We start from the raw sequence: 20,401 nt of genomic DNA, 5'->3' as shown, positions 1-20,401 counted from the left end.
ACTTACTTAATTTTAGTATTATTGGTATTGAGCCAGCTATTTATTTTATACAAAACAGGGAAGTCATTATTCTGCAGAAACAGTAATGCATCAGTTGTATTCACTTTTATTTTTTCAATATCCCGTATCACTCCACGCAAATGCAATCCGGTTTCAAAAGGGTCCTGCCAGGTAAAACCACCTTTACCATTATTGATAAGCACATCGCCAAAACTTGCATCCAGTCTTTCATACTGCGGTAAAAAGCCAAACTGGTTGCCTCCCAAAATAAGATCAGCAAAGCCATCATTATTAAGATCGGTACAATACACAGCGTTTATACAACTCAGTTGTGTCATCAGTGGTAATTTCTGAATAGTAAAATTGCCATTACCATTGTTAATAGCTATTACAGAAGAACAATAGTTGAATTGTTTTACAGTTCCTTTACTTAATACCTGGGGAGAAAATAATTCCTGTATTGATTTTTTAGCGTAATCAATATGTTTTAAATTATTCTTTTTTATAACCGGCAATTGTTCTTCCAGGTCACGCTTAACCACCACAGGTTTATCTTTTCCATCAATAGTATAAGTGACCACTTTATCTACCGTGCCGTTCTGATCAAAATCATTCAACCATAATTTTACGGGATCATTTGCGTCAGGATGCAGATAAAAATTTTCACCTATATTTCCAATTATCAAATCTTGTTTACCATCATTATTTACGTCTGCAACACAAATGGTTTGCCACCAGCCAAATAAATTATCCAGGTTTGTTTTTACTTCTTCAAACCTATCTTTCTTAAATGAAAAAATTCTTGGCACCATCCACTCTCCGGCAATGATGAGCTCTTTAGCAGTATCACCTGTAACATCGGCCCACACTGCATTAGTAACCATTCCTATTTTAGATATTTCAGGATTTTTGCTTGCCGCTATGTCTGTAAAATGGCCGTTACCATCATTTACAAAAAGAAAACTGGTAGGGTCTGCACCATATACCTGCGGATAATTCCTGGCACCAATAAAGATATCCGGGTTGCCATCCTTATTAAAATCATTTACGGCAGCTACAGCTATGTTCATTCCTGTTGGCGGAAAAGCATTTACGTCAATTGTGAAATTTCCTTTCCCGTCATTTTTAAATAACCGTAATTGCATTTCCCTGCTGTTAACCTCATTATTATTACCTCCCGGGCAAATCAACAGATCAAGGTCGCCATCATGATCGCAATCAAATAAGTTTACGGCCACATCTTCAAAAGATAAAAACTGTTGAAAAGCTTTTTCTTCTTTTTTAGCGAATATGCCATTGGCAGTTTGAAAATACAATTGCCCCGAATGCCCCGGCGTGCCTCCAATATAAACATCTTCCAGTCCATCACCGTTCACATCTCCTACTGCAGCCTTAGGCCCTTCCCGTGAAAGCATACGTGGAATATTTCTTTCTGCATAAAAATCCACCACATCATTTTCCTGGTGTTTATCAAATATTGTTGGCAAGGGAGAAAAAACAGTTGTTGTTGCTACAGCTGGTGTGGCATTACTTATTTCTTTTTCATCATCCTGCTGTACTACCAGCAACTGATCAATTGCCGGGTGAATAAATTTTTTAATGGTACGATTTGGCCAGGTAATAACAAGTGAATCAACTGCTGTTAGTTGGCCTATACCAATCACTTGCTTATAATCTACAGAAGATTGAAACCCCCGGCTTGGAATTACTTCACGGGTGAGCACCTGCCCGTTTACAAAGGCTTGTATTTTGCTACCTACAGCAAACGTATTTTGCCCTTTTCCTTTTAATAAAATTTCGAGATAATTATTTTTATTCAGCTCTCTTGCATTGCTTTTATAAACATACGCCGGCTGGTTTTCGTTGTTAATGATGAGGTCAAGGTCGCCGTCATTATCAAGATCGGCGTAAGCAGCCCCGTTAGAAAAAGTGGTTTGAGTAAAGCCCCATTCATCGCCAACATCCGCAAACTTTAGCTGATGATCATTCCTGTACACTTTGTTTTTAAGCGGTGTTTTCGGAATTTCTTTCAGTACCTGGTCTACTTCATCTTTCTTGCCAGTCAATATCATATTATGCACTACATCATTCGCAAAAAAATTCATGAAATCCAAATCAGTTACATCATGATTAACGCCATTACATACATAAATATCATTCCAGCCATCATTGTCCATATCAAACATAAGCGCACCCCAGCTCCAATCGGTGGCGCTAACACCGGCATAATTTCCTATGTCGATAAAATCTCCGTTCTTACTATTGAGTTGCAAACAATTTTTTACATAGTGATAATAAAAGCCTGCTTTTACTTTCCGGTTAAACATATCAATATCATCGAAAGCTCCTGTGGTTTTGATCCGGTAATCAGAAAGGGGTAGCATATCAGTTGTAAAAATATCAGGATAGCCATCATTGTTGATATCGGCAATATCAGCGCCCATTGAAGAGAAGCTGGTATGCTGCATTTTTTCTTCCAGTTGGTCTTTAAATGTACCGTTCTTTTGATTGATGTACATGTAATCCCTTTCGTAGGAATCATTAGCTACGTATACATCAGGGTAACCATCTCCGTTAATATCACCAACTGAAACCCCCATGCCAAAACTTATCAGCGTTCCATGAATGCCGACCTGTTGAGTTACTTCGGTAAATTTTCCGTTATCATTTCTAAAAAGATGATCTCCTCCACCTTTTAAAAACTCCCCCACCGGCCATTTACTTTCAAGCAGATCTCTCTGATTGGCAAACTCCAGCTGGTTAACAGGAATCGGACTGTTATTGATCATAAAACAATCCAGGTCGCCATCATCATCGTAATCAAAAAATGAAACCTGTGTGGTGTAGGCTGAAATATCTAATCCATATTGTGCAGCAGATTCTGTGAAACCGAGGTTGTGATTATTAATGTACAATTTATTTTTCCTGTTTCCTGTTTGCATGTGGCCGGAAGAGCAAACATAAATATCCAGCCAGCCATCTCCGTTTACATCTGCAAACACTACACCGGTATTCCACTTATCATCTTCAATTATGCCTGCTGACTTGGAGATGTCATCAAACTTCAGGTTGCCTTTATTAAGATATAATTTATTACTGCCGGCATTGGATGTGAGGAAGACATCGGCCAATCCATCATTATTGATATCGCCGGTTGCAACACCGCCCCCGTTATAGAAATTCCGGAATAAAAAACTGTTTTCCTTTTTGCCATCGTTTACTTCATTTACAAAATTAATCCCTGTATCATTTACCAGTTCAAACAAGGTTTGTTTAGGTTTTGATTTACAGGAATTGAGTAACAGGAAACACAAAACAATAAGGCATCTGGTACACAAGTTCGTCATAACTGATTTTCAGAAAGTATCAATAAAAAAGAAAGGCCAATTAAATTGACCTTTCTCAAAGTTAGAATATAATATGATTAAACATGGTTAATTAATAGCCAGGATTTTGTACCAGGTTTGGATTTGCTGCCAATGCCTGACTTGGAACCGGGAATACTAAATACTTAGCATCATCAGTTGGTTTATACTGCCAAACTTTTAAGAACATACCATAACGGATCAAATCTGTTCTGCGTACTTTTTCCCAATATAATTCTCTTCCTCTTTCTGCTAATAAAGTTTTAGGATCTTCTACATTAGCTGCATTTGCCAAAACAAGCGGTCCTACCATAGGAGCTGCTTTTCTTGCTACCCTTAATCCATTAACTAATGCAAGAGCGCCGGCTGCGTCGGGAGCAGCAGCACGTAATTTTGCTTCTGCAACCATCAACACAACATCAGCATACCTGAAGATCACTTCATCATTACCGGCATTGTTCTGGTAATAGGTAGAACCGTTGCTGAAATCGGGACCATATTTTTCAACACGGATACCGGTTATTTCAAGATTGTTGCCTGTTTCCTTCATATCTGATGCAATGGATGGATCAAATGCCAGGTTATTAGCAGGCGTTTTCCTGTCTTTTAAAGCAACGCCATTTTCATTGTATTGCTGACCGATCATAAAGCCCGGCCTTTGTCCTGAAGCGTTAGTTACACCAGGGTAGAATCTGCCACCAACTCTTGAATCTACAGCTGTATCAGCATAACGGCCGCTTTTATCAGCAGCATAATTAGTAACACCCACCATTGGCGTTACAGCACCAAAACTATTGTAGAAATCGCTGATCGTTGTAAAGCCATTCCATCCTGCGTTAGGATTGGTGCTGGTTTCCTGGTTGTAATGCAATGTTCTGCACCATTCGCCCCTTACATCACTAACATTTGAAGAAGAACCGGAATTATTAATAATGGTGAAGATGTTTTCTGTAGAAGCGCCATTAGAAACATCAAAGTTTTTAAAATACTCATTCATGTAAGAATAATTACCGCTGGAAATTATACTGTTTCCGATAGTAATTACCTGCTGCATGTCGGCATCTGCAAATGTTGGGGTGGCCCTGTTATTCCATGCGCCCCTGTTCAGGTAGCATTTCATCAGTAAGGTATTACCAGCATTTTTTGTAGCTACACCTGCTCCGCCTGTTGTAGGTAAATTAGGAATAGCGGCAGTTAATTCATCAATAATAAACTGAGATGCAGCGGCTCCTGTTTTTACAGTAGGTGCATTCAATAAATTATCACCCGGGTTTCTTACAGGATATTGCCCGTAAAGATCCAGCAGGTAATATAATGCTATAGCCCTTAAGAATTTTGCCTGTGCAGCCTGGGAAGGAGAAGGCGAAAAACCTAACACGTTGGTAGCATCAAAATTCAATTTGTTTAACGCATTGAATACATTTAGTACATAAGCATGATCTGCATTCCAGGTATGGTTATGCAATACACGCCAAACGCCGTTATCATCCCAGTCGCCACCTCTTGTAGGAACCAATGCTTCATCTGTTACGTTTTCTTCCAAACAGAAAAGCAGATCCTGTGCAGTAAATGGACCACCTAAATCGGCGTAAGCTCCCTGCAGTAATAACCCCACACCGGCTGCGCCCAAAGCATTAGCAGTTTGCCCGTTGGTCAACCTGCTATTTAAGCTCTCATCCAGTTTAGTACAACTTGCCATTGTAACTAAAAGCAGAGAGAGGATTTTAATATTTTTATACTTTATCATAAATCTTGATTTTATAATGAATTATAGGATTATAATGAAAATTTAAATCCAAATGATATAGCCCTTGCTGTTGGGTAAGGAATATATTCAATTGAACGTGAAGGATAATTGTTGTTGCTCTTATCTACGTTAACTTCCGGATCAAATCCTGAGAATTTAGTGATCACAAACAAATTGCTTGCGCTAACAAAAGCGTTCAGTCCTTTTACATATTTTCCTGCATCGCCAATGTTATAGTTAAAGGAAACATTTCTCAGTTTGAAGAAGTTGCCTTTTTCCAGGAACCTTGTAGAAGCACCTACCGGGCTACTTGTTTTTTCTGCAGAATTGTAGGCATTTTTATCAATGTTTCTGCCGTTAGCAATACCTGAAATATTGGTAACGCTTGTTGCTGTATTGTTGTAGATAAGGAAACCAGCAGCACCACCACAGTTGATAACAAAAGTGAGTTTTTTGTATCTTAATGTTGAGCTTACACCATAGTTATCCTGTGGATTAGGGTTACCTGCAAAACCCGGATTAGCACCGATGATCTGGTTACCACTGGCATCAAAACCGCCAAAAGTTTTAAGGTAATATTCGTTAACAGGTTGGTTATTGGTGATTACCTGTCCTAAAGTTCCTGATACACCTTGTCCGTTGATCTGGCCGGTTTGTATTTTAATATCCTGTCCGTTTTGAACAAAATTCTTTAAGAGGTTTTTATTATGAGAGTAATTAACTCTTACATCCCATGATAAGTTAGTCTTTTCAATAATAGCGCCACCTAAGTTTATTTCGATACCCTGGTTAATCAGATTAGCAGGAAGATTTATGAAGTATACTGAAGCAGGAGCTGGCTGAATAGCTGTGCTCTGGTACAAGATCTTGCTGGTATTTTTATAGTAATAGTCTACACTTCCAAAGATCCTGGAGCTCTTGGTACTAAAATCAAGACCGATATTAAATGAATTGGTTTGTTCCCATTGAAGATCGGGATTGGCCACATTGATCTGGCTAACGGTATTGTTTTGAGTAAATAAAAACTGTTCCTGTGCTGCACCTGCAGGAAACTCCTGGTTACCTGTAATACCCCACGAAGCTCTTAATGCCAGGTTAGACAAATAACTGTTGCCTTTCATAAAATCTTCATTGCTGATAGCCCATTTAGCACCTACTGCAGGGAAATAACCGTATTTGTTATTGGCACCAAATTTACTTGAACCATCGGCCCTTACAGAAGCAGAAAGATAATATTTGTCAGAATAGTTAAATCCAACCCTGCCAAAATAAGATTGCAATTCAGTTTTTGGATCAATATAAATAGAAGGCGCATTCTGTGCAATTCCGTTCTGCAACATTGCTGTGTAAGGAATATCAATTTTAGTAGCCTGGCTCAGGTTAGTATTAAATCCTGAAGCAGAGAACGAGCTGTTCTGGAAATTAGTTTTCCAATATTCAAAACCTGCCACCGCATCAAAGCTTATATTCTTAGTTAACTCTGTTTTGTAAGACAGGGTATGCGTAACAGTTTGAGAATTTAATTTTTGATTAGAAATAGCACCAAAGCCCTGGCCTGATAAACCGGCGTAGCCTTGTAAAAATCCATAAATATTGGTATATCTTTCTCCTACGCTGTTATTTAAAGCGAATAAGAATTTATATTCCAGGTTGTTCATTATTTTATAAGCAGCACTAACATTGCCTAAAACAGAGTTTACTTTAGCAACATCATCATATCCATCCAGTAATGCCAGTGGATTACCCGAACCATTGGTTGGATAAACATATATACCGTTGGCATCTTTAAAGTTTGTTGTAGGATTCCATTGCAAAGCCGAACTGATAATATTACCCTGAGAACCTGCAGTGTTTGAAACAGCGATGATATCTTCTGTAGTATGGCCTGCTGTTAAGTTAAATCCAATAGACAATTTCTTATCGAGGAATTTATACATACCGGTAAAGTTGCCTACATATTTATCCAGTTGAGAATTTTTGAACGCTCCGTTAGATGAAGACGCTAAGAATGAAGCCCTGAATTTACCATTTTCATTACCACCACTCAAAGCCATATTATAGCTCTGTGAAAGTTTATGATTCAGTAATTCTTTAAACGGATCAACACTTGCTCCTTTATCCTGGCCTGTTACGCCATATTTAGATAACGCAGTTCTGAATTCACCGGCATCTAATATTTCATATTTTTTCATTAAGCCGGCGTTTACACTCCAGCTTGTTCCAAATTCTATTTTAGAAGCACCTGAACCTCCGGTTTTAGTTGTAATTACAATTACGCCATTAGCACCACGTGAACCATAGATAGCAGCAGACGCTGCATCTTTTAATACATCAATGCTTTGTATATCGTTTGGATTTACAAATATCAATGGGTTAGCATCAGGAGTAGAACCGAAAACACCAGTTCCGAAATTTGGCCTGGCAGACCTGCCATCTAAGGGAACACCATCTATAACATATAGTGGATTACCACCCGCCCTGATAGAGTTATTACCCCTGATCTTAACAGTGGTTGCAGCACCTGGCTGACCAGATGTATTGGTAACTTCCAATCCTGCTACTTTGTTTTGCAGTAATTGATCAGGTGATGCGATAACACCCTGGTTAAAATCCTTGGCCTGCACAGAAGCTACCGAGCCGGTTACATCTTTTCTGCGAACAGAAGCATAACCAATTGCTACTACTTCATTAAGGTTGGAAACACTTACAACCATAGTTACGTTAACAGTACCACCTGCAACCTTAACACTCTGGGGTAAGTACCCGCTTCCTGTAAAAACTAATGTTGCGCCATTGGCTACTCCTGTTAAAGTGTAAACACCTAAGGCGTTGGTAGCTGTACCTTTTGCAGAACCTTGTATTGTAACAGAGATTCCTGAAACGGGATCTCCCTTGGCATCAGTTACCGTTCCGGTAACCGTTTGGGCTTTAGCAAACGCTGTAAACCCGATTACTGCCAGCAGGAGCATAGCAGTCTTTCTCATAATAGCAAGAAGCATAATCGTTTGGTTTTTGGAATGAACAATGAATGATAGAAAAACACAGTTTCATAACCATACCAATGGCTGGTGCCGTAATAAATTAACACAAAAGCAACCGAAAGGTTAATAAAACTATAATATTTCTAATCTAAAGCTACATTTAAATATGTCTGAAATACACAGTAAATCCTTAAATTCGCTGCAAACGTTTGCGAAATTGTTTGCGAAAACGGTTGTTGTGCAAATTTTTTTTTGAAACCTTGTACTAATACCTTGCTGCTATATGAACAATACTACTTTGAAAAAAATTTCAGAGATACTTGGCCTTAGTATTTCTACTATTTCCAGGGCGTTAAAAAACCATCCGGATATTTCTGAAAAAACAAAACAACGTGTAGTGGAACTGGCCACCACTTTAGATTATGAACCCAATGCCAATGCCATTAATCTGCGTACCAGTAACAGCAAATTATTTGGTTTAATTGTTCCTTCTATTTCCAATTGGTTTTATAATGCTTTTATTGCAGCGGTGGAAGAAGAGAGCCGCAGAAATGGTTATTCGCTGATGATATTACAATCAGGGGATGATCCTGCCATTGAAATCACCAATTTAAAATTATGCAGGCAAAACAGGATCACCGGGTTATTTGTTTGTATTTCGCCGGACACAGAAAACATAGAACCTTTCTTAAAATTGAAAGAACTCGACATACCGGTAATATTTTTTGATAAAGTACCCGATGCCAGTAATTGTAATAAAGTTTGCGTTGCAGATGCACTTTCTGCAACACTTGCGGCTACTGCCATTGTAAATAAAAAGAAGAAAAAAGTGTTGGGCATTTTTGGTAATACGCATCTTTTAATGACAAAGAAAAGACTGGAAGCCTTCACCAATACCATTAATGAAAAAGTAAATAAAATAAAACTAATTACAGATCATGCATCCAGCACAGCAGAGGCTGAAGACATAATGCTGAAACATTTAAAAGAAAAACCGGATACTGTTTTTTGTATGAGTGATGAGATACTGATAGGTGTAATGAAAGTGATACAGCAAAAAGCATTAAGAGTGCCGGAAGATATTTCGGTAATAACCATCAGCAATGGCGCAGCACCCAAATTGTATTACCCCGAAACTACTTATGTAGAAACCAGTGGCAACAAATTAGGCAAACTTGCCTTCAGCAGTATGATGGCCTGCCTGGGTGGAAGTACGTTTATACAGGAACTTACTATTGAGAGTTTATTGGTAGAAGGAGGATCTTTATAATTAATAATGAGTTAATTGATAATGAATAATTGTGCTGAATACAGTTGTATGCTTTCTTGTTCAGTCATTCTGCAATACAAATTTTATTTTAATTCGTAAATAACAGCTTCGTATGGCCGCAATTTGACATTGTCATTTGGTGCCGGGTAATTACTGAGTAAAACCCTTGCTTTACTTACATCAATTCCTGTATTTACAGCACTTACTGTACTTCTGAAATTTAATACGATCAGTAATTTTTTACCGTCCTGTTCTCTTGTATAAGCATACACGTCAGGATTATTTTTGTCTAACAAAGTATACTTACCGTAAACCAATACTAAATTATCTTTTCGCAGCTTAGTTAATTTTCTAAAATAATTCAAACAACTGTTTTCATCTTTTTCTTCTGTTGCTGCATTTATAGTAGTGTAGTTACTATTTACTTTTAACCACGGTGTGCCGGTTGTAAAGCCTGCGTTAGCAGTCGTGTCCCATTGATAAGGAGTACGGCCATTATCACGGCAACTGAACTTAATGGTTTCCATAAATTTTTTCATATCACCACCAATAGCTTTCTGATGCTGGTATTCATTAAGCGTAGGCATGTCCTTATAATCATTAATATCGTCAAAACGTATATTGGTCATACCCAGTTCATCACCATTATAATAATAAGGTGTGCCACGCATGGTCATTAAAAAAGTAGATAACATTTTAGAAGATACTTCCCTGAAAGCAGCACTATCATTACCAAAGCGGCTTACGAGCCTTGCCTGGTCGTGATTGGCTAAATAAATGGATAACCAGCCTTTTGCTGCAAAAGCACTATCCCATTTGGTAAAAGTTTCTTTTAATTTCAATACGCTATAACCTTCCGGCTTTGCCAGATCTACAGCATCAAATGCATAAGCCATGTTTAATTCATTCCTGTCGGCATCTACTAAATTATGAGCATCCTCAAATGAATTGCCTGCACCTTCGGCCACACTCATCACATCATATTTACTAAATACTTCTTTATGCATTTCTTTTAAATAATCATGAATAGGAGAAACCATTCCATAATACTTAACAAAATCTTTTTCGAAGCCGGCAGGAAAAGCAGGAAAAGTAGTGTCTTTTGCAACAAACTGAAATGCATCCATTCTAAAACCATCAATGCCTTTATCTAACCAGAATTTCATGATATCATACACTTCATTCCGCAGTTTTGGATTCTCCCAATTCAGGTCGGGTTGCTTACGGGAAAAATAATGCAGGTAATAGGCATTGGTTAACGAATCATATTTCCATGCATCATGATTGATATCAAATAAACTATAGCGATAAGGTGGCTTACCTCTTTCTGCATCCCACCAGTGATAGTAATTGCGGTAAGGGCTTGTTCTGGAACTACGGCTTTGTTTAAACCAATCATGTTCATCACTACTATGATTTACTACTAAGTCCATTACCAATTTAATTCCACGATCATGCATACCCTTTAATAAAGTATTAAAATCTTCCATGGTACCAAAGTCTTTCATGATGTTACGGTAGTCGCTGATATCATAACCATTATCGTCATTGGGAGAAGAGTAGATCGGGTTCAGCCATACGGCATCCACACCCAGGCTTTTTATGTAATCTAATTTTGAGATTATTCCTTTCAGGTCTCCTACCCCGTCGCCGTCGCTGTCTTTAAAACTGCGAGGGTATATCTGGTATACCACAGCCTCTTTCCACCATTTACGATCACCTGCAACATCAGCATTGACTGTAGTTTTTGTGCCTGCAGAATTACAGGCTACAAGGAGCAGGGTAATAATAATTAAAAAAAAGATGGCGGTAAAAGCTATATTTTTCATACGCTTGATCGTTAATAAATAAAAGATGGAACTGTAATTTATTAATTGTAGCCGAAAAAAAAAGCTTTAGCTGCGTTTACATTTTATCAATCGTTTGCGAAAACGGTTGATGTGCATTACTTGGTGAGAGCAGAGAAATATTTTTTTTATTACGGAGGCGGTTTTGAAATAAAGTGGTTTTACCTGCCCTATCCGCAAAACATCTTCTTCCTTACGTTTAACTAAGTACTACCTCTTCCTTAGCAGCTTTATTTTTTTGCTGCAGCCAGATAGCAACGAAAACAGACAGTGCGAAATATTCAATCAGCACATAGCTTATCAGCGAAGAAATTTTATCGGCACCAAACCAATCATTCATTAAAAATATCAGTGCAATAGCTACGGCACTTTTAGTTACTTCCCAAAAAATGGCATAGCGGCTGCCATCCATCAATTCGGTAAAAGCATAAACATATAAAAAAATAAATAAGCCGTACACAAAAATTGCAGGCGTACCAATGGTAACAATATTACCAAACAGGTAGCTTACCAATAACAGCAATACAATTAACTGTATCCAGCTCCAGATCAATAAAGGTTTTGATTCTGAGGTGCTGTACTTTTTAAAATTGTATACATCGGTAATTTTATACAGCGGGTACCTTACTTCCATATCGGCAGGTCGCCATCCTGTTGGCATAAACCAGATGCGTACCTTATCTTTAAAACTCCTGGTAAGCAAAGCATCTTTTGTTAATAACCATAAATGCTGAAAATTTATTTTTATCGGGTTCCAGGTGTGCACCGGCCTTGTAATACCGTACACGGGTGGTACTTCTTTTAACTCTTCCTGGAAGGTGCCGAACATTTTATCCCACACAATAAATATTTGTCCCAGGTTTTTATCAATGTATTCTTTATTAATGGCGTGGTGTACCCGGTGGTGTGATGGTGTAACAATTATCTTTTCTAAAAAACCCATTTTACCAATATGTTGAGTATGGTACCAGAACTGTGCAAACAAATGCAAGGGGGCCACGATTGCAATCACCGATGCCGGTACACCCAAAACGGCGGCTGGTAATAACAACACCACAAAAAGCCTCAGCAACACAGAAATACTTTGCCTTAATGCACAGGCCAAATTAAATTCTTCACTGCTGTGGTGAATGATGTGACTGTTCCAGAAAAAATTTACTTTATGATCTATCAGATGCACCACATACCCTGCAAAATCAAGAGCTATAAATGCGATCACATAAGTAAGCCAGGTTAATTTAACATGTGTTACTGCAAGATGATCGAGTAACCAGTCGTAAGAAATGATGGCAAAACTGATACCCAGTACATCCTTGGTAACATTCGTCACGCCGGAGCTAAGACTGGAGATCATATCCATATTCCTCACGGTATCTTTCCCCTTGCGCCAGCCATACCATTTTTCAAATAATACCAGCAATAAAAATGCGGGCATGGCAATAAGTAAAATCTTTCCGTATTGTTCCATAATTTATAAATCTTTTTCGTAACTATACAAAGTTAAACGCATATTGATAGAATATAGTGTGTATCGCAGCCGGGGCCGTTTTGGAATACAATTTATGAAAAATATTTAAATACTATTGTTCGTTTAAACTCCGGCACTACCGGTTAGGCCATAACGGTTACAAAGATTGCTAATCAGAAGGCCGGTAAGGCCTTCAGAAAACCGGTCGCTAAAGGCATTGGGGAAACCTGTTTTTTCATTGTGATTAGCCGGTAGGGGCTGTTTTAAAAATTTCAGACAGATTAAAGAAGAACAAATTCAACAATTAGAAAATGATTAGCAGGAAATACTTTTATTTATTGTTTTTGATCTTATGGATGAGTCCGGCAACTTATGCCCAGTACAAATATCCATTTCAAAACTCCTCTTTACCCATTGATAAAAGAGCGGATGACCTTATTAAACAATTAACTACTGAAGAAAAAATAAGTTTATTATTGTATAATTCTCCCGGTGTAGAAAGATTAAACATACCCAAATACAATTGGTGGAACGAAGCCTTGCATGGTGTTGCCAGAGCAGGGCGGGCAACTGTTTTTCCGCAGGCCATTGGTATGGCTGCAACATTTAATGATTCGCTGATCTATAAAGTGGCTGATGCCATAAGTGACGAAGCAAGGGCAAAATTTAATGCCGCTGTAAAAAATAATAACAGGGCGCAATATTTGGGCCTCACCTTCTGGAGCCCCAATATCAATATTTTCAGAGACCCACGCTGGGGACGTGGGCATGAAACCTATGGCGAAGACCCTTACCTGACCGGGCGGATGGGTACGGCATTTGTAAAAGGTATGCAGGGCAATAATCCCGACTATTATAAAACAGTGGCCTGTGCCAAACATTTTGTAGTACATAGCGGCCCGGAACCTTTGCGTCATGAATTTAATGCAATGGTAAGCGATAATGACCTGCGCAATACTTACCTGCCGGCATTTAAAACATTGGTAACCGAAGCAAAAGTAGGGGGCGTTATGTGTGCGTATAACCGCACCGATAGTTTGCCTTGCTGTACCAGCAAATTTTTATTGCAGGATATTTTAAGAGATGAGTGGCATTTTAAAGGTTATGTAGTTACAGATTGCTGGGCACTGGATGACATTTTCACTTACCACAAATTTGTGAAAACAACTGAAGAAGCAGCAGCACTCGCTATTAAAGCCAATGTAAATGTGGAATGCGGTAATACATTAAAAGATCTTACCGGTGCCCTGAGCAAAAAATTAATTACACCAAAAGAAATTGACGCTTCCTTAAAAATAAATTTAGCTACACTTTTTAAACTGGGACTGTTTGATGCTGCGGATAAAAATCCTTTTAATAAAATTAAAGAAAGTGTAGTAGACAATGATACTCACCGTTTACTGGCAAGACAAACTGCAGCACAATCAATGGTATTGCTGAGTAATAAAAATAATACACTGCCGCTGAAGAAAAATATCAATCATATTTTAATAACCGGCCCAAATGCCAATGTAAGCAATGTGCTGATGGCCAATTATAATGGCAACTCGTCTAAAGCAGTAAACTTTTTAGAAGGCATTACGGGTGCAGTAAGTGCATCTACAATTATTTCTTATAACCAGGGCTGCAACTTAACGGATACCACCATGCAGGATATTTACTGGCAGCTTAATGATGCTGATGCTGTGGTTGCAGTAATGGGATTATCACCTTTATTGGAAGGAGAAAATGGGGATGCGTATTTATCTGAAGCCGCTGGTGATAAAAAAGATATCGAATTTCCCTATGCTCAATTAAAATATTTACGGCAACTGAGAGCAAAAACAAACAAACCTTTAATTGTAGTGATCACTACCGGCTCTGCCATTGCATTAGGTGAAGTTGAAAAAATTGCAGATGCGGTTATCATTGCCTGGTATCCCGGTGAAGAAGGTGGCAACGCTGCTGCTGATATTATTTTTGGCGATACTAATCCTGCAGGAAGATTACCGGTTACGTTTTATCAATCAACAGCTGATCTGCCTCCGTTTGATAATTATTCGATGAAAGAAAGAACTTACCGGTATTTTACCGGGCGTACATTACATCCATTTGGATTTGGTTTAAGTTATACCCGGTTTGAATACGATAATTTTAAAGTTGACAAAACAAAAGATAATTACACTATTAATTTCAACATAAAAAACACTGGTAATTTTGATGGTGAAGAATTAGCGCAATTATATGTAAGCAGGGTTAATAAAAATGAAGCTGAACCTAATACTACTTTGAAAAATTTTAAACGGGTATCCATTAAAAAAGGAGCTACGGTAAATATTTCTCTTTCCATATCAAAAAAAGACCTGGAATACTGGGATGAAAAGCAACATGCCTATGTGGTTTATCCCGGTGAGTATGAGATACGGATTGGCAGTTCTGCGGAAGATATCAAAATAAAAATAGCCACAACTATTCAGTAATTAGAGAGAAGTCAGGTTTTTAAAACTTGACTTCTCTCTAATTACAAACTTCTTATAATTCCCGTTTCCAAACCTCTCAATTCTGCCAGGCCTCTTAATCTGCCAATAGCAGAATAGCCGGGATTAGTTTTCTTTTTCAGATCATCCAGCATTTGATGCCCATGATCGGGACGCATAGGGATGGCTATTTTTCTTTGCTGCATTACGCCAACAATTTCTTTTACCACGGCATACATATCTACATCACCTTCCAGGTGATTGGCTTCAAAAAAATCGCCTTCACTATTTCTTTCGGTACTTCTTAAATGAATGAAGTTAATGCGGTCGGCAAATTGCTTTACCATGGCTGGTAAATTATTATCTGCCCTTACGCCAAATGAACCTGTGCAAAAACATAAACCATTATTTAAAGAGGGAACAGCCGTTGCCAATGCTTCTATATCAGCAGCTGTACTCACCACTCTTGGTAAACCCAGAATAGGATATGGCGGATCATCCGGATGTATCACCATTTTTACACCGCAGGCATCAGCTACAGGAATCACCTGTTGTAAAAAATAAATAAGGTGTGCTCTTAATTTATCCGCATCAATACCATCATAAGCATCCAATGCCTGTTGAAATTTTTCCAGTGTAAAACTTTCTTCACTACCCGGCAGCCCGGCAATGATATTGCGTTGCAATAATACTTTATCTTCTTCCGTCATGCCTGCAAATCTCTCTTCTGCTTTTTTTATTGCAGCTGCTGAATAATCTGCCGCAGCATTTTTTCTTTTCAACATAAAAAGATCGAATGCAATGAAGGCAGCTTTTTCAAAACGTAATGCTTTACTGCCATCAGCAACGGTGTAACCCAGATCTGTTCTTGTCCAATCCAATACCGGCATAAAATTGTAGGTAACAACAGTAATACCGCAGGCACTTAAATTTTTGATGGATTGCTTATAATTTTCTATATAAGCAGCAAAATCACCCGTTTGTGTTTTTATCGCTTCATACACAGGTACACTTTCCACCACACTCCATACCATGCCGGCAGTTTCAATTTCTTTTTTTCGTTTTTCAATTTCTTCTACTGTCCATACCACACCATTTGGAATATGGTGCAATGCAGTTACAATACCTGCACAACCAGCCTGGCGTATGTCTGCTAAACTTACAGGATCATTTGGGCCATACCAACGCATGGTTTGCTGCATACTAAATGTTGAATTCAAATTCATTGTTACTCGTATGTTTTAATTTTTATTGCTTTATGATATCCATTTTTTCAGGAAACGCTGCCTGCCCCTCTGCATTCACAATTTTCAGCGAATCTACATTTTTACTTTCTATAACATGAGCAAAATAACCGGGTTTATTATTACCCCACTGTACACTGCAGTTTCTTACCGTAATACTTTTTACAGCATCAAAATAAAAACCCGAGGTGCTGCCTTTTACAAAACCTTCAACAGCGCATGGCCTTCTGTCGTAAACTCCGCCGGTAATAGCAGTCGTTTTATCAATCTTCACATCCACATTATCAAAAAAGACGTTTGAAATTTTATCGTTTGATTCTGCACTGACATAAATACCATTTTCGCTGGTACATTTAATATTGCTGAAATAAATATTTTTCACTTCCCCTACCCTGCCTTCTGTTGCACCTTTCGGAAAACGCCAGTTGGCATCTTTGTTATTCCCACTTGCCCTTCTGTACGCCGTAATATAGATCGGCTCTGCCTTTCCCCACCACACATCAGTAAATAAGTGGCCTTCAATGATCATGTTAGAAAATACCACATCACTTACCACACCTTCATCCCTGTTTTGAATACCCACACCACGATTACTTTTTTTAATGATACAATTATTAAACAGCACCTGCCTTATCGTATCCATATTTTCGGAACCGATTTTTATTGCGCAACTTCTGCCCGTCATAGTACAATTAGTGACAGTAATATTTTCGCAGCGGCCAAACTCTTCGTACTCTCTCCTGTTCTTTAAACAAATGCAATCATCCCCACTTTCGATATAACAATTGCTGATGCGTACATTTTTACTGTGATCCAAATCGATACCATCACTGTTACGCACTTTTAAATTATTCAATAAAGTGATACCGCTTATCACTACATCATTACAACCCACCAAATGCACCGTCCAGTAGGCAGAGTTGCCGATATGAATATCTTTAATGCGGATATTATTACCACCAACAATCGTTAATACATGTGGCCTTGGATCTTTTATGCTAAATGGTTTCAATATGTAAGAATCCTCCAGCTCGGCACCCATAAAAGAAATGCCGTTACCATTAATTTCTCCTGTGCCACTGATAGTGAAGTTGCTGATGTTTTCGCCACCGATCCAGATCATTCCTTCGCCGGGGTTTTGGCGGAAGGCACTTTTGGTGTACACTTTTTCATCGGGGTTGGCTAATAGTCTTGCGCCACCTTCAACAAATAATTCAATATTGGATCTTACATTAAAAGGCCCGGTCAAAAAAGTATATGGTGCAGGAACAAAAACTGTTCCGCCGGTTTTTGTACAGGCATCAATAGCTTTTTGAATAGCTACAGCGTCATCTGTTTTACCATCGCCCTTAGCACCAAAATTTTTGATATTGTATATTTTTTGTGCAGAAGATGCAGTGATAATCGCTATTAAAAAAATACAACTGATAAATATTTTACGTTTCATAATTCTTCGCTTCGATAAATGTTCAATAATGCGTTGCGGTACAAGAGTGCGACGCAAGGATGCTAAATAGTTGTACAAATGTTCGTCTCAAAAACAAAAAATAAAACAAAGTTTTATTTTGCTACAACTTTATAGGCTTTACCTTTTACAGTTGTAAATGTTAATACATACCCAACCGATGATTTTTTTGATGTTACGTTTACACCCTGCACTGTAACCGGCTGATTAGTTCTGATAACACAATTTCCTCCATTTTTAGAAACCAATGTTGCGCCGCTTAATTTATTATCCGCCCATTTAATATCCACTATAAAATTCCCTCTTGCTACCAAACCCTTTACTGTACCAGATTTCCAAACATCAGGCAAAGCAGGCAGTAAAAATATTTCGCCACCCTGGCTTTGCAACAACATTTCCATCAGGCCTGCAGCACCGGCAAAATTTCCATCTATCTGGAATGGTGGATGGGCATCAAATAAATTTGGATAAGCACCACCACCTCTGTTGTAATTGGTATTATTCTCTTTTGTTAAACGCAATAAATTCTTATACAACAAATGTGCATGGTTACCATCAAGCAATCTTGCCCAGAAATTTACTTTCCATGCAAGGCTCCACCCGGTGCCTTCATCGCCTCTTATTTCCAATGTGCGCCTTGCGGCATTGGCTAATTCTGGCGTAGCACTGGATGAAATTAAATTGGCAGGATACAAAGCATATAAATGCGAAACATGGCGGTGATGCGGATCAACATCTTCATAATCTTTATACCATTCCTGCAACTGCCCTTTACTGCCGATTGTAAATGGATACAATTTATTTGTGGTATTAATTATAGTATCACGAAAAGCAGCATCTATACCCAAAACATTTGAAGCTGCAACAAGATTACCAAACAGGTCACGGATGATGCCCATATCCATTGTGGTAGCAACAGAAAGCCCGGTTGTTTTTTTACCATCATAGTAATAATCATTTTCAGGAGAGGTAGAAGGCGCAGTAACCAGATGGCCGCTGCTATCCGGCACCAGCCAATCTAAAGTGAATAGTGCAGCGCCTTTCATTAAAGGGTAAGCGGTATCTTTTAAAAATTTTTTATCGCCGGTATATAAATAATGTTCCCATAAATGACGGGTGAGCCAGTTGGATCCCATGGACCAGTTGGCCCACTTGGGATCGCCTTTGCCTATATCACCTACAGGATTACTCAATGCCCATATATCTGCATTATGATGCGTAACCCAGCCATTAGCTTTATAAAATTCTTTTGCCGTTCGGGTACCCGTAACAGATAAATTTTTTATCAACCCGAATAAAGGTTGTGTCATTTCAGAAAGATTGGCGGCTTCTGCCGGCCAGTAATTCATCTGCACATTGATATTGGTGGTATAGTTGGCACTCCATGGCGCTCTTAATTCCTTGTTCCAGATGCCTTGTAAATTAGCTGGCACTTCCGGAGTACGGGAACTACTAATCAACAGGTAACGGCCGTATTGAAAATACAATGCTTCGAGCCCGGCATCTTCCCCGGATTTGTTATAGGCTTCCATTCTTTCATCTGTTGGTAAATTAGTTTTACTGTCTTTACCATTATTTAATTGAATCGATACCCTATTATAATATTTATGAAAATCTGTAAGATGTGCGGTTGCTAAAGCCGGGTAAGATTTTGCAACAGCTTTATTCAAATATTTTTTTGCCAATGCTATTTCATCTTTTCCTTCAGCGTCAGGACATTTATTGTACCCATTAAAACTTGTTGCCGCTGTGCAATACAAAATTATTTCTGTAGCACTGCTGATGTGAATACCACCGGTATCTGTTGTAATTTTACCGTCTTTACTAACAGCTTTTAGCATCACTGCAAAACGCATCCCCCTGCACCCGGTAGTATCATCATAAATTACCGGCTCTTTATTCTCCCTGAAATAACTGGGATCGACATGTGCCGGTGCTTTACCTTTTAAAATTATTTCATCATTACCAATGCTTTCGTTTTTGTAATGCAAAATACTTTTTGCGTTAACAGTAATATTTAATTGTTTGGTTCGGTTAGCAGTAAGCCGCACAATAATCACCTGGTCGGGAGCAGATGCAAATACTTCTCTTTTATATTCAACACCGCCGGCGCTAAATCTTGTTGCAGCAACCGCATCCTGCAGATTCAGATCACGATAATAAGCGACAGGTTCGGCTCCGTTAAAATTTTGTTTGATCACTAAATCACCAAGGGGCATATAACTTTCAGTATATAAGCCCTGCATTTTTTTCACCAGCCTGTTAGCATTTTCATAATCACCTTTAAATAAAGCAGCTCTTACCTGCGGCAAATATTCAGGTGCCTGCGGATTTACATTTTGTTTTACCGGTCCACCGCTCCACAAAGTCGATTCATTCAGTTGAATCAACTCTTCATTAATACCACCAAATACCATGGCACCTAATCTACCGTTACCTACCGGCAGGGCTTCTGTCCAGGTTGCAGCTGGTTTGTTATACCACAACTTTGTATCCTGTTGTGCTACAACAAAACAAGGCAATAATAAGATCAGGGATAAAATAGTATTGGTCTTCAT

The 20,401-nt window shown here is 38.5% G+C and carries 10 protein-coding genes; 2 read left to right on the top strand and 8 right to left on the bottom strand.

The features are described from left to right. Positions 1-2: 2 nt before the first annotated feature. The 3 genes from ACQ334_RS16370 to ACQ334_RS16360 form a co-directional block, all read right to left on the bottom strand. Entirely contained in the window at positions 3-3,266 is a 3,264-nt protein-coding gene (locus tag ACQ334_RS16370; protein WP_430989329.1) for a VCBS repeat-containing protein, read from the bottom strand. A 172-nt stretch (positions 3,267-3,438) separates the two neighbouring features. Continuing rightward, positions 3,439-5,112, bottom strand: coding sequence for a RagB/SusD family nutrient uptake outer membrane protein (locus ACQ334_RS16365; protein WP_430989328.1), 1,674 nt, complete (start codon positions 5,110-5,112; stop codon positions 3,439-3,441). Between the two features lie 29 nt (positions 5,113-5,141). Then, entirely contained in the window at positions 5,142-8,111 is a 2,970-nt protein-coding gene (locus ACQ334_RS16360) for a SusC/RagA family TonB-linked outer membrane protein (protein ID WP_430989327.1), read from the bottom strand. 280 nt (positions 8,112-8,391) lie between these two features. Between ACQ334_RS16360 and ACQ334_RS16355 the strand changes: the two genes are divergently transcribed. Then, positions 8,392-9,363 (top strand): LacI family DNA-binding transcriptional regulator, encoded by a 972-nt coding sequence (locus ACQ334_RS16355; protein WP_430989326.1) that lies wholly within the window; start codon positions 8,392-8,394, stop codon positions 9,361-9,363. Between the two features lie 83 nt (positions 9,364-9,446). On the opposite strand, the gene ACQ334_RS16350 is transcribed toward ACQ334_RS16355, so the two are convergent. Continuing rightward, positions 9,447-11,192, bottom strand: a complete 1,746-nt coding sequence (locus ACQ334_RS16350; RefSeq protein ID WP_430989325.1) for a glycoside hydrolase family 13 protein — start codon at positions 11,190-11,192, stop codon at positions 9,447-9,449. A gap of 217 nt (positions 11,193-11,409) precedes the next feature. Then, positions 11,410-12,678, bottom strand: coding sequence for a sterol desaturase family protein (locus tag ACQ334_RS16345; protein WP_430989324.1), 1,269 nt, complete (start codon positions 12,676-12,678; stop codon positions 11,410-11,412). A gap of 311 nt (positions 12,679-12,989) precedes the next feature. Here ACQ334_RS16345 and ACQ334_RS16340 point away from each other — a divergent pair, with 311 nt between their 5' ends. Beyond that, on the top strand, positions 12,990-15,137 hold the full coding sequence (locus ACQ334_RS16340; RefSeq protein WP_430989323.1) for a glycoside hydrolase family 3 C-terminal domain-containing protein: 2,148 nt from the start codon (positions 12,990-12,992) through the stop codon (positions 15,135-15,137). 41 nt (positions 15,138-15,178) lie between these two features. On the opposite strand, the gene uxuA is transcribed toward ACQ334_RS16340, so the two are convergent. The 3 genes from uxuA to ACQ334_RS16325 form a co-directional block, all read right to left on the bottom strand. Further along, positions 15,179-16,360 carry a mannonate dehydratase gene (gene uxuA / locus ACQ334_RS16335; protein WP_430989322.1) on the bottom strand — a complete coding sequence of 394 codons (1,182 nt, stop codon included), beginning with the start codon at positions 16,358-16,360 and terminating at the stop codon, positions 15,179-15,181. Between the two features lie 22 nt (positions 16,361-16,382). Continuing rightward, positions 16,383-17,825, bottom strand: a complete 1,443-nt coding sequence (locus ACQ334_RS16330) for a glycoside hydrolase family 28 protein (protein WP_430989321.1) — start codon at positions 17,823-17,825, stop codon at positions 16,383-16,385. A gap of 113 nt (positions 17,826-17,938) precedes the next feature. Next, a complete protein-coding gene (locus ACQ334_RS16325) occupies positions 17,939-20,401 on the bottom strand; it encodes a glycoside hydrolase family 95 protein (protein ID WP_430989320.1) in 2,463 nt (820 codons plus the stop codon).

The sequence above is a fragment of the Ferruginibacter sp. SUN106 genome (genome assembly GCF_050611765.1).
Classification (GTDB): Bacteria; Bacteroidota; Bacteroidia; order Chitinophagales; family Chitinophagaceae; genus Ferruginibacter.
This window is presented reverse-complemented; position numbering and strand designations above follow the sequence as displayed.